The organism is Agaribacillus sp. DX54 (assembly GCF_056858335.1).
Genome location: NZ_JBXEQE010000014.1, coordinates 83,940 through 98,678 on the forward strand (window position 1 = coordinate 83,940; position 14,739 = coordinate 98,678).

The 14,739-nt window shown below is 43.3% G+C and carries 14 protein-coding genes; 8 read left to right on the top strand and 6 right to left on the bottom strand.

Annotated features, from left to right (window positions below; genetic code table 11):
- Positions 1 to 5: 5 nt before the first annotated feature.
- From AC04NP_RS16025 to AC04NP_RS16035, 3 genes are all read right to left on the bottom strand, one after another.
- On the bottom strand, positions 6 to 965 hold the full coding sequence (locus AC04NP_RS16025; RefSeq protein ID WP_482860818.1) for a sugar phosphate isomerase/epimerase family protein: 960 nt from the start codon (positions 963 to 965) through the stop codon (positions 6 to 8).
- A gap of 278 nt (positions 966 to 1,243) precedes the next feature.
- Positions 1,244 to 2,518 (bottom strand): NADase-type glycan-binding domain-containing protein, encoded by a 1,275-nt coding sequence (locus tag AC04NP_RS16030; protein ID WP_482860819.1) that lies wholly within the window; start codon positions 2,516 to 2,518, stop codon positions 1,244 to 1,246.
- 247 nt (positions 2,519 to 2,765) lie between these two features.
- Positions 2,766 to 3,521 carry an SDR family NAD(P)-dependent oxidoreductase gene (locus tag AC04NP_RS16035; RefSeq protein WP_482860820.1) on the bottom strand — a complete coding sequence of 252 codons (756 nt, stop codon included), beginning with the start codon at positions 3,519 to 3,521 and terminating at the stop codon, positions 2,766 to 2,768.
- A gap of 259 nt (positions 3,522 to 3,780) precedes the next feature.
- Between AC04NP_RS16035 and AC04NP_RS16040 the strand changes: the two genes are divergently transcribed.
- Positions 3,781 to 4,245 (top strand): DsrE family protein, encoded by a 465-nt coding sequence (locus AC04NP_RS16040; RefSeq protein ID WP_482860821.1) that lies wholly within the window; start codon positions 3,781 to 3,783, stop codon positions 4,243 to 4,245.
- A 216-nt stretch (positions 4,246 to 4,461) separates the two neighbouring features.
- Positions 4,462 to 5,022 carry a DUF2911 domain-containing protein gene (locus AC04NP_RS16045; protein ID WP_482860823.1) on the top strand — a complete coding sequence of 187 codons (561 nt, stop codon included), beginning with the start codon at positions 4,462 to 4,464 and terminating at the stop codon, positions 5,020 to 5,022.
- Here AC04NP_RS16045 and AC04NP_RS16050 read toward each other — a convergent pair.
- Complete coding sequence (locus AC04NP_RS16050) at positions 5,012 to 6,103, bottom strand: formylglycine-generating enzyme family protein (RefSeq protein WP_482860825.1); 1,092 nt, start codon at positions 6,101 to 6,103, stop codon at positions 5,012 to 5,014. The two genes, AC04NP_RS16045 and AC04NP_RS16050, sit on opposite strands and share 11 nt — an antisense overlap.
- 355 nt (positions 6,104 to 6,458) lie before the next feature.
- Between AC04NP_RS16050 and AC04NP_RS16055 the strand changes: the two genes are divergently transcribed.
- From AC04NP_RS16055 to AC04NP_RS16070, 4 genes are all read left to right on the top strand, one after another.
- The gene (locus AC04NP_RS16055) at positions 6,459 to 7,637 is read left to right on the top strand and encodes an HAD-IC family P-type ATPase (RefSeq protein ID WP_482860827.1); all 1,179 of its coding nucleotides are present in this window, start codon (positions 6,459 to 6,461) and stop codon (positions 7,635 to 7,637) included.
- A 22-nt stretch (positions 7,638 to 7,659) separates the two neighbouring features.
- The gene (locus AC04NP_RS16060) at positions 7,660 to 9,126 is read left to right on the top strand and encodes a cation-translocating P-type ATPase (RefSeq protein WP_482860898.1); all 1,467 of its coding nucleotides are present in this window, start codon (positions 7,660 to 7,662) and stop codon (positions 9,124 to 9,126) included.
- 62 nt (positions 9,127 to 9,188) lie between these two features.
- Entirely contained in the window at positions 9,189 to 9,440 is a 252-nt protein-coding gene (locus AC04NP_RS16065; RefSeq protein WP_482860829.1) for a hypothetical protein, read from the top strand.
- Positions 9,440 to 9,718, top strand: coding sequence for a type II toxin-antitoxin system RelE family toxin (locus AC04NP_RS16070; RefSeq protein WP_482860831.1), 279 nt, complete (start codon positions 9,440 to 9,442; stop codon positions 9,716 to 9,718). The genes AC04NP_RS16065 and AC04NP_RS16070 overlap by 1 nt, the downstream gene beginning before the upstream one ends.
- 34 nt (positions 9,719 to 9,752) lie before the next feature.
- Here AC04NP_RS16070 and AC04NP_RS16075 read toward each other — a convergent pair whose 3' ends face one another.
- Positions 9,753 to 12,167: an FtsX-like permease family protein gene (locus tag AC04NP_RS16075; RefSeq protein ID WP_482860833.1), complete on the bottom strand. Its 2,415-nt coding sequence runs from the start codon at positions 12,165 to 12,167 to the stop codon at positions 9,753 to 9,755.
- Between the two features lie 391 nt (positions 12,168 to 12,558).
- Between AC04NP_RS16075 and AC04NP_RS16080 the strand changes: the two genes are divergently transcribed.
- Together AC04NP_RS16080 and AC04NP_RS16085 are read left to right on the top strand one after the other, a co-directional pair.
- A complete protein-coding gene (locus AC04NP_RS16080) occupies positions 12,559 to 12,816 on the top strand; it encodes a hypothetical protein (RefSeq protein WP_482860835.1) in 258 nt (85 codons plus the stop codon).
- Entirely contained in the window at positions 12,759 to 12,992 is a 234-nt protein-coding gene (locus tag AC04NP_RS16085; protein ID WP_482860899.1) for a GNAT family N-acetyltransferase, read from the top strand. The genes AC04NP_RS16080 and AC04NP_RS16085 overlap by 58 nt, the downstream gene beginning before the upstream one ends.
- A gap of 295 nt (positions 12,993 to 13,287) precedes the next feature.
- On the opposite strand, the gene AC04NP_RS16090 is transcribed toward AC04NP_RS16085, so the two are convergent.
- On the bottom strand, positions 13,288 to 14,733 hold the full coding sequence (locus AC04NP_RS16090; protein ID WP_482860836.1) for a SusD/RagB family nutrient-binding outer membrane lipoprotein: 1,446 nt from the start codon (positions 14,731 to 14,733) through the stop codon (positions 13,288 to 13,290).
- Positions 14,734 to 14,739: the final 6 nt, after the last annotated feature.

Below are 14,739 nucleotides of genomic sequence, written 5' to 3' on the forward strand. Positions count from 1 at the left end.
TTGGGTTATATCAAATCAAAAGCTTTCTTCATGGCACCATAAGTCGTTTTTACAGCTACCTCATTGTCCATATCATTGAGTTTTTGGTTAAACGGTTCAGCACGTACCGGGCCATCGTAACCAAGTGATATCAATGCACCTAAAAAAGCTTTCAGGTTGATCACACCGGTAGCAACCGGCAGCTCCCTTTTGTTATCAATCTGCTCATCGGCGGTAAAACCTGCTCTGGCATCATTAAGATCGCAGGTAACAATATCTTCTTTACGCAGTGTCAGAATATCCGCCACTGTTTCCCCGGCACAAAACCAGTGAAAACTATCCAGCACCAACCCTACGTTGGATTCACCGATTTCAAAAATCAACTCTTTAGCTTCCTGCATCGAACGGATGAATGCGTATTTGTCCCTGGTCATCAAAGTTTTGGGACCTACATATTCCAACCCTAACCTCAAACCGTAGTGCCCCAGCACCTTGGCAATTTCCCTTAACCGGCTGGCATGTTGCCTGAAGTTAGCAAGATAGGTAAGTTCAACGTGTGTAGGCATGATCCATGTGCCCAATCGTGACACGCCGGCCTGCTGCAAAGCGCCTGCCAGCCTGGGCAGTCGGGCCAGACCATCCCTGAAACTTTTTTCATCTTTCCTGAAATCCATTGGCAGCCCCGCCGATCCCCATGAGATTTGTTTTGCCTGCATGGTAGTTAAAAAATCTGAAAGTTGTTTTTCAGACATATTGGCAATTTCATCAGGCATGGCCACAATAGCCTCAAATCCAAATTTTTTGGCCAGGGTCAAAAGCGCCTTCTGATTGGTTTTAACGCCGATAGCTCCCGGATTGAGACACATTTTAAATTTTCTTTTTTCTGCCGGTGATACAGGCAAAGAAAAAACATAAGACGGGGCAAAGCCAGCTATTCCTATCAGGGAGCTTTGCCTTAAAAATTTTCTTCGATGATTGGCAGGCATAAATCTTTGTTTTTTACATAAAGCTAATCAATTCGTTTAAACAATACTTTCAAAAGTTAAAAAACCGTCATTTAACACAGCACTTGCTTTCCCATGGCAAGTTATAACTATTTAGAGCTCAATGGGTGGCTGTTCGATAAGTTCGATCTGGCTAAGAAATGGAAAATTTTATAAAGCTACGGCCGCCGGGAAAAGCTTCAGCGTAGAAGCAACGCTCCGCTAAACGCACGCCAGTTTCCTTGTTACAGGTCGCGCAACATCCACGGATGCTCGCTTCATTAGAGGTTTTTCTTCGTATTAAAAGCATGTGATCGTTTAAAACCAGGTTCACGCAATGTCTCGGTTCCTGTAATCAAATCATTGGCTATAAATGCATTGTTTTTCTCCAGCTTAACGATGGTATAGGTTTGCTGGCTGTTATTAAGGTGTTTAATCGCAGCAATTTCCACCCATCCACTAACCGTTTGAAGCCTGTTCCCCAATTGTAATTTCCGTACGTGATCGAAGCGGTACTCCAAACTTGTTTTTTGGGGATCAAATGATCTCCAACCGTTTCCGTCATAGAAAGGATGGTCGGCAGTTGCTATGATTGCGCTACCATCTTTAAAAATGATTTTCATAAGATTATCATGAACCGGACTGGCCAACTCTTTAATCACAGATGGCTCAAAAAGATTGTTTTCGAGGTTATAACTCAGAATTTCATCACCCACCGAAAGCCATTCAATATTCCTGGTTTGACCATTTGCCAGGGTTATTTTCGTGCCCCGTGCCAGAAAATGAACATCCAAGCCGTCAAAGCTAATTTCCGTGATTACAACATCATCGTATTTAAGGCCTTTGTAAACATCAGCAATTTCAAATTTTATTTTCCAGCTATCCTTCTTTTTTAAAGCCTCCAAATCATTTCTGTCACCATTACCAATCGGAGGCACGGAAAAACTTTGTACGGCTCTTATGTCCTTTAAGTACAAATAGGCAAAAGGTTTATCATCAACATACATTTTAAGCAACTTTACCCTGGAGTTATTTTCCCAGGCAGATTTGCTTTTAACATAACCATTGATAACCACAATTTTGTTAACTCTGGGGCTTTCAGGAGCGAAATGATATTCCAGGTATTCCCCGATACCATATCCATTTACGCCTTCAACCCAGGCGTTTTTATAGCTAAAATCGTGGGCATTTTCAGGCCTGTAGCTGTTATTTCCCTGAGATGCCAGATACGACGAAGCCGTGAAACCCATGGGGCCCATACCACAATACCAACTGCATCCACTACCCTCGGTCATCCAGATATTTTCTTTGGCCTCATCACAGTGTCTCAATATTTCTTTTTCATCCGATGTGATTTCTTTGTAACTTCTTCCCTCTTTATCCAAGTTTTTCCACACCTCGTCACACTTCCGCCACGATTCGGGTGAATTGTACCTGGCGATAGATTCAGGGCTGAAATCAAGTTTTGCGTCAATGGTGGGTTCCAGGGTTTTAATATTTTGACCTAATACCGCTGATGATGTCCATATGAATAGAATAATGTGTAATATTTTCATTTAGTATGAGGAAACTTGTTTCCGGTAAATGTAGCTTTTGCAAATTGTTAGTTTACGCTGGTTTTATTATGGAACTTACATGAATCATAAATCTTCATTCCTAACAGTGGCCTACCTGTAAGGTGCCGCATCTCACCAGATTATAAAAAGCATACTACAATCAATATACCGCCTTCATTCCGTAGTTAAGTAGACCCGTTAAGGATCTTATGACCCCCTGGCTTATCATGGCATCAATTACTGCTGCTCAAACAAAAGTATTGCCCCCGTTTACCGATATTTTTTGACCGGTGATGAATTTGGCGTTTTCAGAAGCCAGGAAAGCGACCATTGCAGCAATATCATAAGGTTCACCCATATGTTTCATTGGAAGATTTTCCACATATTCCCTGATAGATGATTCCGGGGCATCACGGTGCATTTCGGTGGGAATCCATCCGGGAGCGATCAAATTGACGGTGATATTATGCGGGGCCAGCTCAGAAGCCCATGACCTGGTCAACCCAAGCTGCGCGCCTTTTGCCGCAACATAATTGCTGAATTCCGGCATGCCTAACTCAAACGCCTCAGAGCCAATGTGAATGATACGCCCCCATTTTTTTCTTTTCATGGGACCTAACAGTTCCTTGGCAAGTAATAAAGGACTTTTAACAAAATAGTCCATCATTTCCAGCATATCGGCCCAGGTTAGCTCCTCAATGGATAAATGTCGATGGTGGCAGGTAGCGTTAAGCACCAGTATATCAATCTCACCAAAAACCCGGTTTATTTCTTTACACAAGTTGGCCACACCACTTTCTTGCGTCACATCTGCCCTGAATATTGCCGCCTGACCACCCGCCGCGATTACAGCATTTTTGACCTTTTGGGCGCCTTGTTCGTTGTTTATATAGTTAATAGCCACCTTGGCACCATTTTCTGCCAATTTAGTAACCATAGCCGCGCCCAAACCCCTGGAAGAACCTGTTACTAATGCTACCTTGTTAGTTAAATGATGATTCACTTTTAATGCTCATTTAAAATTTCAAACTATTTTCTTCGGCCCACCGCCATGGCTGCTTCTCGGTACGCTTTTAGAAAGCAAAAGCTAACCTCCGGCACGCCATGGGCCAATATGACAAATATCTTCTTACCGGATGAGTAAAGTCACAAAAAAGCAGCAGTTATAACATTAATTTTGGACCAAAAATAAATTTTACAGCTACCGGGCAGGCGTTTACTAACCCGGCAAGAGCGCTTTTCCTAAACAAATCAAAAAAACGATGACACAACAATTTGACAAATTATTTATTTTGGCTTTCCTGTTTTCGGGAATAACTGCTTGTCAGCAAAGCAAAAATACCGAACAGGTTGTTAATACGGAACCTCATTCGGCAGAGTTAATCATTAATCTTGTCAGCGATGCAACCGCTAGTGCCCACAGCTCACTGATGGGACTTCATTTGGGCCAAAATGCGCTTAAAAATGAGATTCCGGTAACTGTGTTTCTGAATGTCAATGGTGTGAAACTCATGTCTCCCGGAGCAGATACCCTCTCTTTTCAAGATGAAAACCTTCATGCGTTGCTGAAAGCGATGATTTCAGACGGCGCGCAGGTACTTGCCTGCCCTCACTGCATGGAGGTAGAGGGCATAGAGGAGAGCAATCTGATCGAAGGTGTAAAAGTGTCGAATGAGGAGCTGATGATGCCCAAAATAAAGGCCAGCCCTACGGTATTTACCTATTGAGCATCAATCATTTTTGCCTTATATACATACTCACTTGGAGAGTTTATGTATTCATATCGGCTAAAATACAAGACCGGGCATAGCAGCAAGTGTCGAAAGCCATGTATGCAAAAATAATATTCGCAGAAAGGGAACTGTTGTTTCGATATTCGCATTTAATTATTTTAGGCGATTAAAACAACACATAAAGTTCACTTAAAAACATATTTTTTAACGATGAAAAAACTAATTCTTTTTGCAGCCTTGTTGATCTTAAGTCCCGTTGTTACACAGGCCCAAAATGTCAGTTGGCGCGGCCTGGACAAAAGTCCATTGGATTACGCGTATTTTCCGGATAACTTCCCCCATGACCGGCAGGCAGGTCAAAAGGCGGTAGTAAGGGTCATTTACAGCAGGCCTCAAAAAAAGGGCCGTGAAGTTTTCGGAGGTATGGTTGCCTACGGTAAAGTCTGGAGAACCGGCGCTAATGAGAACCCTGAAATCAAATTCTATCAGAACGTGACCATAGGAGGGCAAAAGGTAAAGGCAGGAACCTATTCTTTGTTTGCCGTTCCAGGCGAAAAAGAATGGACCATTATCATCAACACCGACCTGGATTATTGGGGCGCGTATAGGTATAAAGAACAAAATGATCTTTTGAGAATCAAAGCGCCAACCCAAAAACTCGATGATGTTATTGAGGCATTTACCATTCAGTTTGTTGGGGTTGGGGAAAACAAGACGGTAATGAAAATGGCATGGGACCAGACCCTGGTTGAAGTCCCTATCAGTTTTTGATGGCTTCCCACATCTCCTGTGTCATTACTCCTCTGAAGCCTGCATGATCCTGCCCGGTATCGGGGCTGCAATGCATCCTGGCACTGGCGCGGTAACTGCTGCAGTAGCTTTCATTGCATAAAAAAGAGCCACCGCGCTGCACCCTCTGGGGGGTATAAGGCTGTCTTGGGTCAAAGGGCTTATCGGCACCCGGGGGATTGGCTACTGTTCCCTGGTTGGCACACTGCGCATAATAATCCACATGGTACCAATCGGCAGTCCATTCCCAGACATTGCCGGCCATATCATATAAGCCGTACCCATTGGGGCGGTAGGATTTGACAGGAGCTGTGGTAAAAAATCCATCGTCCTTCGTATTATGCTCCGGAAACTTTCCTTGCCAGGTGTTTCCGCAGACCGTAATGTCGTTGTCATCGCCCCATGGATATAATTTATTAAACAATCCCCCCCGAGCGGCAAATTCCCATTCAGCCTCGGTTGGAAATCTTTTCCCTGCCCATGCCAGATAAGCCTTGGCATCATCCCATGACACCTGAACAACCGGATGATCTTCCTTTCCTTCAATACTGCTTCCCGGTCCCTGGGGATGGCGCCAGTTGGCTCCCGCCACCCAACTCCACCATTGAGACCAATCAAACAGGTTGTCGGTTTCTACCGGTGTGAAAACCATCGATGCCGCCACTAATATCGAATCCGGGGGTTTGGGCGTATCAGGGGGCAGTTGTTTTTTCATTGCTTCCCATTCGGGCTTTTTCTCCGCAGTGGTAATGTATCCCGTAGCCGACACAAATGCTTCAAATTGTTTATTGGCCACCTCGGCAACATCCATCCAAAAACCATCGATTTTAACTTGATGTGCGGGTCTTTCATCCGGTCTTGCCTGCCGGTCATCATCCAGCGCCCCCATGATAAACTGTCCGCCGGGAACCCAAACCATGCCGGGAGGACCATCGGCAGGAGCTGGGCCTGTATTGGGGACAAAAGCGTTTTCTACTTCTTTGTTCTGAGAAGGTGAATGGCATGATAAGAGGCACGCCGACCATAACAACAAGAATATCTGTGGCCAATAACTTCGTTTCACGTGTTTTTTATACATTGATTTTGTCTATACTTGTCGCGCCATCTCCGGCTTTCCAAATACTTTGCTCTATAAAAATAAATCTAATCTACTTAAAAGCGCATTAAATCGGTAAAATCTTGAATAAATCCAGCGGTACAGTTTTAAAGCTTTAGTTTTTAGCCCCTCCTGAAATTCAATACCCGGCCGCTAAACTATCGGATTCGAAGTCTGACAAGCGCAGAACAGGCCCGCTCCTGAGCACTGACCCATAGTATTCGCGCCAATCAATCAGGAATTTAATTCATATTTCTGTGACAGTTGTAATTACTTTTTCACGATATTTATTATGACAAAAAAAAGCTGAAGAAAATAACCGGTGAAAACAGCAACCAAACAGATCGGTACGAAGCATAGAATGCCGCATGCCCTTTCAATTGAAGAAGTTCTGCAGCAATCGCATTCCGGTGCGGACGGACTTACCGAAGAGGAAGTTTCGAAACTCCGCGAACAACATGGCTTCAATGAAATACCTGGGTTAGGCAAGCCATCGGGCATTGAAATGTTGGTTAATCAATTCAAAAACCCTATAGTACTATTGTTATTCGGGGCGACAGTTATCTCGTATTTGCTGGGTGATTACACCGAGTCTGTTTCAATCCTTGCCGTTATTTTGATCAATGCCATGATCGGTTACATACTCGAGTCTCAGGCGGTAAGATCCATGGAGTCGCTCAAAAAACTTGACAAGGTCTATGCCCGCGTGATCAGAAACGGTGAAATGAAAGAGGTAGAAGCCAGAGAGCTGGTGCCTGGAGATGTAATATCCCTGGAGGCCGGAGATATGGTTCCGGCCGATGGAAGAATCATAGAATTAGCCAGGCTGGAAATCAACGAATCATCCCTCACCGGTGAATCAATGCCGGAGATGAAATCAACCGGCGCACTGGATGAATCGATAGTACTGGCAGACCGTACCAACATGGTGTTTAAAGCTACGGCAGTCACCAGGGGCAACGGCAAAGCGGTTGTGACCGCCACAGGCCTCCACACAGAAATGGGACTTATCTCAAGCATGGTGGAAGAAGCACAGAAAGAGGAAATTCCATTAAACAGGAAGTTAAACCAGCTCGGCAAAAAACTCATTGTATTAACCATAGCAGTTATAGTGCTGTTGATCATCGTGGCACTGGCTAAGGGGCAGGATTTATTTGTCGTCATCGAAACTGCCATAGCGCTGGCTGTGGCGGCCAATCCGGAAGGATTGCCTATCGTTGCCACCATATCCTTGTCACAAGGGATGTTAAAACTGGCAAAACATCACGTAATTGTAAAAAAGCTGGCTTCAGTAGAAACACTAGGGGAAACTGACATCATTATGACGGACAAAACCGGGACACTGACAGAGAATAACCTTACCGCCAGTATTGTCAGTTTACCAAAAAATAATGGAGATATTTCCGCTTCCGCACCCGGTATTGATCATGACGCAGTAGCACTTGCAGCAAAAGATGTCCGCAATCTATTGAATGTAGCTGTTTTTTGCAACAACGCTTAATTTAAGGGAAGGGGAAGACGGCATAGGGGATCCTGTTGAAACTGCCCTGCTGAAACTTGCGGACGATATCAACCCATCCTTAATTGACGAGTTGCGTCAACGCTGGAAAGAGTTGGATGAAATACCTTTTGACAGCGATACAAGGTATATGGCTACGCTGCATCAGGCCGGTAATCGGTATTTTGTCTCTGCCAAGGGAAGTACCGACGAAATCCTGGCTCTCTGCACTTACATCGAGAAGGAGGGAAAACCCGTGGCTTTGCCGGAAGGAGATAAAAATTATTGGAAGGAAAAAACAGTTTTCTTGTCCAAAACCGGCCTCAAAGTTTTGGCCTTTGCCTACCAAAAGCCTGAAACAAGAGAAAATGTTTATACCCATGATCTTATTTTTTCCGGGTTAATTGCCTTTATGGATCCACCACGAAAGGATGTTTTAGAAGCAGTGGCAGAATGTTATCGCGCAGGAATTAAAATTGTGATGGTGACAGGCGACCACCCCGCAACCGCAAAGGCCATCGCCGACATGATCGGCCTGTCAAGGCGCGGGCAGGAACCGGTGATACATGGTGCTGATCTGAAGCCTGTCACAAAAATGACCGGTGAAGCGTTGGAGCGGCTGGATGATACCATCATCTTTTCCCGTGTTACTCCCAGGCAAAAGCTGGATCTTGTCGACCATTACCGTAGCCAGGGCTTTGTAGTGGGCATGACAGGTGATGGGGTTAATGACGCTCCTGCCCTGAGAAAATCTGACATAGGCATTGCTATGGGAAAAAGGGGCACCCAGGTAGCGGCAGATATTATTCTGGTAGATGATGCGTTCTCTTCCATCGTCCGGGCTATCCGGCAAGGGAGGATTATCTTCAACAACGTCAGGAAGTTTGTGATTTACCTGCTTTCATGTAACCTGGCTGAGATCATGGTGGTAACCATTTCCGCCTTTTCCAATTTGGGAATGCCTTTGCTGCCACTGCAGATTTTGTTTCTTAATTTGGTAACGGACGTATTTCCGGCCCTGGCCCTCGGAATGGGCGGTGGTAAGCCTTCTATCATGGAAGGTAAGTTTCACGAGCCCGAAGAACCGATCCTTTCCGGAAAAAACTGGAAGTCTGTTATCCTATACAGTGTAGTCATGACCGTATCCGTTCTAGCCGTCTATAGTTACGCCATATTGGCCTTAGGAGCCGATAACCGCACGAGCAACAGCATTGCTTTTTTCGCTTTGGCCTTCGGTCAATTATGGCATCGGCTCAACCTTATCGAAAGGCGGGATAATTTCTTCAGAAATGAAATCATCCGCAACAAACACCTATGGATGGCGGTGATTTTTTGTTCTGTGTTACTCCTTTTGACCATCGCTATCGCACCGGTAAAAGAGGCATTGCAGCTATCGTATTTGCACGAAGCGGAATGGCGATTGATCGTGATAGGAAGTATTGCTCCTGTGTTTCTGATAAGATTGATGAAGCAATTTAAACTGGAGGGGTGAGTAGTATTGATTATTAATTTATATGCATTGTATGTATAATATATTTTTTATATATTTGACATATGAGGAAAAACATAGATATTGATGAAAAACTACTCACCAAATTAAAAATACTCTCTGCTTTTGAAGATATGAGTGTAAAAGCTTTAATGGAAAAAGCAGTCCGTTTTTTTGTTGAGTACAAGGAAAAAGAAAGATTCAATGCGCTTTCCAATGAAGAAAAAGAAGATATAGGACTACTTCTCCTGATGCAGCAAGCGGATAGAGATGATAGGGTTAGCCGGGATGATGTAATGAAGGCATTGGAAGAATAATGGAAGTTTTTTATCTAAGGAGTTTCCTTAATGATATCAGGAAAATCAAGGACCGGAGACTAAAGAAAAAACTAAAAGATTTAATAATAAATCTCGAAAATGCCGAAACATTAGAAGACGTACCTAACGTTGTTAAACTGAAAGGATATGCGATTGCATACAGAGTTAGAATTGGTGATTATCGCATGGGTTTATATTGTGAAAATAAAGTCATAGAAATTGCAAGATTTGTTAAGAGAAATGACATCTATAAGGTCTTTCCTGACAAAAAAAGATAAAAATAATTGGGTTCAGATTCCTGCAAACCGCCGGCTAATCCGACCGCAGTATACTAGCCGGATTACTTTGATTAATCTTTTTAATCTGCAATGAAATGGTAAACAATAGCACCACGACAATCAATCCGATAGCCCCCAGAAAATCGAGCCAATTAATATTTATATGATAAACGAAGTTTTCAAGCCATTTTTCCATAACATACCAGGTCAACGGCAGGGCCGCACAAATTCCCACCAGCGCCAGGTATAAAAAGTGCTTGCTTAGCAGCAAGGTAATAGAAGACAGGCTTGCCCCTAATACCTTTCTAATGGCCAATTCTTTTTCCCTGGTTCTCATAGTGTAAGCAAATAATCCAAAGATTCCCATAAAAGCAATAAGGATGGCTAATGCCGAAAAAAAATAGATCAGCTCAAGCTGTCTTTCCTCAGCTTCATAGATTTTTTGATACAATTCATCGACAAAGGCATAATCCATAGGAAATTCAGGGAAGTTTTCCTGCCAAAGATTCCGGATCGCAGCGATCTGTTCAAGCATATCATCTCCGGATAACTTTACAAGGATATTATGAATCCAAACCGGCTCTGTAATCATTACCAGCGGTTGGATGCTATTTTTAAGGCTTTCCTGGTGAAAATCTTCCACCACTCCTACCACAGGTCCCCGTTGCAACTGAATGCCGGCTATACTCCAGCTAAATTGTTTGCCCAGGGCCTCTTCCGGCGAGTTCCATCCGATGATCCCAAGGGCCGTTTCATTGATTATATATTCTCTAGGTTGGCTTTGGAGATAGGCCATCAGGTCTTCTTTTTCCCCACTATCCCTGTTCTTTTCACTAAAGTCCCTGCCAGCTTTTAATTTGAGCCCCATCACACCAATAAAATCTTCATCAACGATCTGCACATCCATCACCGGTGGACTTTCATACATTATGCCTTCAGCATAAATGGGCCCCGAGTCCCTGATTTCTGTAGAGGGAACCTCCATTGATGCGGTAACACCCCTCACAAAAGCAAGCTCCTCAAGCTGATTTTTTAATATATCGTATTTGTTTTTTACCGGGTCAGGAAGATCCAAAATCGCCAACAATTGCTCCTTATCCAATCCCAGTTTTTTACCGGTTAGATACCGGAATTGTGACTTGGTAATCAACGTACAGCTTATAAGGGTAATACAAAGAATAATTTGCAAAGCTACCAGCAGATTTTTACTGCTCATAAACTTTCTTGTAGACCCGATATTGCGTTTACCTTTAATAGATGCTACAGCAGGCTGTTTGGTGAGTACAAATGCGGGAAAAATACCTGCTATGAAAGCCACCACAATTGTCGCTGCCACTGCCATGACAATTAAACTGAGCGGTGTAACAGTAATGGGTGCAAACTTCTGAATTAACGGAACCAGTATTACAACAAAAAGGATGGCTAAAACACTACTGATAAAACACATGATGCCTGACTCCATAAAAAAGTAAGTAATCAAATTTCCCCTGTCAGACCCCAATACCTTTCTGATCCCAATCTCCGGGAGTCTTTGCAGTGATTGTGCGGCATTTAGATTGATAAAATTAATGGTTGACATGATTAAGACAATCAAACCCACACTTGCCACCAACCATAAGTGAGACTTTTTACCATTGAGTTTAATCTCCCTGGCTAAATCTGAATTCAGATGGATAGATTTAATTTTTTGTAAAGGCAACTTAACGGTATCTGCATCCTGCTCACCTGCCCTTCTTTGAATAAATGCAGAGAGTTTACTTTCCAGGGAAGCCAAATCCGTATTTTTCCGGGATAAAATATAGGTATAGGCCCACCCCGTTCTTTCCTGCTCTGAAGCGAAGGAAGTAAGCATATTCACCGGCAAATGGGTATTGGCCGGCAGGTCTTCCATAACACCGGTCACGGTATATACATTTTGTATTGATCCTGTAGCGTCAATAATAGATATTTCTTTTCCCATAGGGTCCTGGTCACCAAAAAATGTGTTGGCCATTTTTTGTGTAAGCACGGTGGAATATGGGTGAAGCAGGGCGGTTTCCGGATTGCCCCGGAGAAGCCTGAAATCAAATACTTCAAAAACCTCATTGTCTACCGAATAGGCATGGCTTATTTTATAATTGTCTGTCCCCACCTGAATAAAACGAGGGTAATAATCCTGAAACCGGATGAGATGTTTTACTTCAGGAATATCCGTAGGCAGGGTTTTCACCCAGTCCCTGTCTACCCTCGCCCAATGTACGTCGTAGTTGTTGTCCCGGATATGCATGGTCACACGATAAATACTATCAGCTTTTGAATGCATATCTTCATAACTTAATTCACTTGCTAAAAAAAGGCTTATATAAAAGGTAATACTTAAGCCAATTGATAAACCCAGAATATTGATGACTGAAAACAGTTTGTTCCTGCGAAGGTGCCTTAGGATGATTTTGAAATAGTTGATCGCCATGTTGGTCAATTGCTTGATTCTTATTGAAGTCTCAGGTCCGGATACACGGATTTAGCAATAATTGTAAAACACATCTATAGCCCATCCCTGTTGCACTTTTTACGTTTTACAGACATCTTTTGTTCACATCAATCGATCAGGCCATTCGTGCGGCAAAAACGATTCCGGTGGACAATCGGTGTTGTAGCCATCTTTTGACTTAATTTATTATATTTAAAGCGTAAGGAGGCAAATATTTTTCGTGCCGACTCAACCTTCACAGGCACGTTTTACCAGTTTGGAAATGACGGTGATTCCGATGATATTCAGGCTGGTCCGGAAGGCGCCGGAATCAAAGATACGAAGATAATTTGCTGACAGCTAAAAAGACGAAACCATAGAAAATCGAGCTATGAACCATTTCAAGAAAATTGTCACCGTAATTAAACTCCATGAAAAAGACCTGGAAAGGTTTATGGAGGTCATTAAGCTCTTTGAAGTTGTTTTTGAAATGGAACCGTTCCCAATACCAGCGTCTGCCCACCTGCAAAAACTTCTGGGCAAAAGTGATTTTTTTGTGTTTGCAGCCATCATAGAAAACAAATTGCTTACATTTACGAACTCGCCGTCGATTCCAATTATCAAAGACAGGGAATCGGAACAAAACTAATCGCCGAGATGAATAATTATTGCAAGGAAAAAGGGTTTGAAGAAGTTTTCGTCCAGGCTGAAAAAGTCGATGACTATGCCTTAGATTTTTACCGTTCGACTAAACCAACCGGAGAAGAGCAAATAGTTCACTTCTATTATACACTTGATAAAACAAAAACCGGACTTCGTGAATAAGCTGCGACCCAATGAACAGAAAGGATCAGTTAAGGAATAACATACCTTTTACTACTGTGAAGCATTAAAACAACATGTCCATCCTGTTTGTCAGCAAGGCAAAGAGGCCCAAAAGAATGTAAGCAAGGAGTTCAGCTTTGATGAATGCTAATAAGCTAGTCTTTTTCATAATTTAAAAAATAATCGAGCCTTTTTTTATTCTACGGCGCTGCATATATATGGGTTTTCGCAGCTCCGGTTAACCGTGAAAAAAATAACGCCGGCTTACTATGGCCGGCATTATTTTAAATAAAGCTTATTCTTCTGTGGTACTAAACCACATGGGTTTGGTATGGTAATCAATTTCCAGACCACCTACTTCCTCAAGCGCCTGGCTGTTCCAGTCAAACTCGGAAAAACCTCTGACCAGCCATCTTTGTGCCGGCTTGTCTCCATTTTCAGGAGCAAATTCTTCGGGCAATTGAAAGCCCAAAAATACGTTATTATCATATTGGTACCGCCTAAGATCGACCCAGGTTTCATTATTGGCATAGAGGGCGATATACTTTTGGATCATAATATGACTGAGCGCCAAATCATTGGCATTTTGCGGTAAGGCCCCGGCAATAAACTGACCGGCTGCTGCCGGATCAACACCGGTGAAATCCATATGAGCCCGTATGGCTTCCAGAAAGGCATCGAAAGCTATGGTCAGGTTGCCCTGGATAAACGCCGCTTCAGCCTTAATAAATTGCAATTCGGAATAAGTAATCAAAGGGTAAGCGACTTCATCCTGAAAAATATATTTCCCGTATAGTTGTGGTACGATACCCGAAACATCGCCAAGGGTAGGAGTTATGCCCGTGTATTCGTCATTCTCATCGGTGTTGAACATCAGCGCCAATCTGGGGTCGACCTCTCCATTAAAATAGGTGCCGTTGAGATAACTGATAATCAGATTGGTTTGGAGGCGAAAGTCGTAGTTGCCACGGCTTGGCCCCATAAAACTACTTTTGGCCGAGCTTTCACCCTCAAATGGAATGGCAGCGTTATCTTCATTGCCTGCAAATGACTTGTCTACAAACTCAATTACTTCGGCCGGGTTATAAGAGCTTTTATTAGAGATATGGTGGGCATTTCGCGCTTTCACTGCATAAACAAATTTTTGCCATTTTGATAAATCGCCGCCATACATCGACTCGGTTTCCGCAAAATTAGGATCTGTTTGTCCCGTAGGGTTTTCCAGCTCGCGAATGGCCTCGTCACATAAATCCCTGATGCCCGCATAAATTTCCGCCTGCGTGTTGTAATCAAACTTTGTTAACGTGTTATCCCATGCCTGATCAAATGGTAGCTCCCCGTGATGATCGGTAAGCACCTGCCAGCTCCAGCCGCGAATGGCGGCGGCAATACCTTTGTATCCGGCCAAACCAAATTCTTCCGCCTGCTTTGTCATTTCATTCAGGTTAGAGCCGGTGGCCCAGTAATGATTTCTGAATTTTTGCGTACCACTTCTGTTGCTGGAACCATGACGATCAAAATGATAGTTAGGGTTGAGCCACGACCAGTTTTGTGTTATCGCTCCCACATAGCGGCTGTCAAACATTTCACCCTCCGCCATAGAGTACAGTATCTGGGGCAAATAGAGATGAGGTGCCGCTGTCTGGGGCAAATAAGGATCATCGTTGACATCCAGGTAATCATCGCAAGATCCAAGAACTGTCAAGCCAAATAGTATATATATAAAATTGAATTTTTTCATGATCGA

Coding starts and splice junctions, on each gene's coding strand:
- AC04NP_RS16025 (WP_482860818.1), bottom strand. CDS start 965: ATGCCTGCCAATCATCGAAGAAAATTTTTAAGGCAAAGCTCCCTGATA.
- AC04NP_RS16030 (WP_482860819.1), bottom strand. CDS start 2,518: ATGAAAATATTACACATTATTCTATTCATATGGACATCATCAGCGGTA.
- AC04NP_RS16040 (WP_482860821.1), top strand. CDS start 3,781: ATGACACAACAATTTGACAAATTATTTATTTTGGCTTTCCTGTTTTCG.
- AC04NP_RS16045 (WP_482860823.1), top strand. CDS start 4,462: ATGAAAAAACTAATTCTTTTTGCAGCCTTGTTGATCTTAAGTCCCGTT.
- AC04NP_RS16065 (WP_482860829.1), top strand. CDS start 9,189: ATGAGGAAAAACATAGATATTGATGAAAAACTACTCACCAAATTAAAA.
- AC04NP_RS16070 (WP_482860831.1), top strand. CDS start 9,440: ATGGAAGTTTTTTATCTAAGGAGTTTCCTTAATGATATCAGGAAAATC.
- AC04NP_RS16075 (WP_482860833.1), bottom strand. CDS start 12,167: ATGGCGATCAACTATTTCAAAATCATCCTAAGGCACCTTCGCAGGAAC.
- AC04NP_RS16080 (WP_482860835.1), top strand. CDS start 12,559: ATGAACCATTTCAAGAAAATTGTCACCGTAATTAAACTCCATGAAAAA.
- AC04NP_RS16090 (WP_482860836.1), bottom strand. CDS start 14,733: ATGAAAAAATTCAATTTTATATATATACTATTTGGCTTGACAGTTCTT.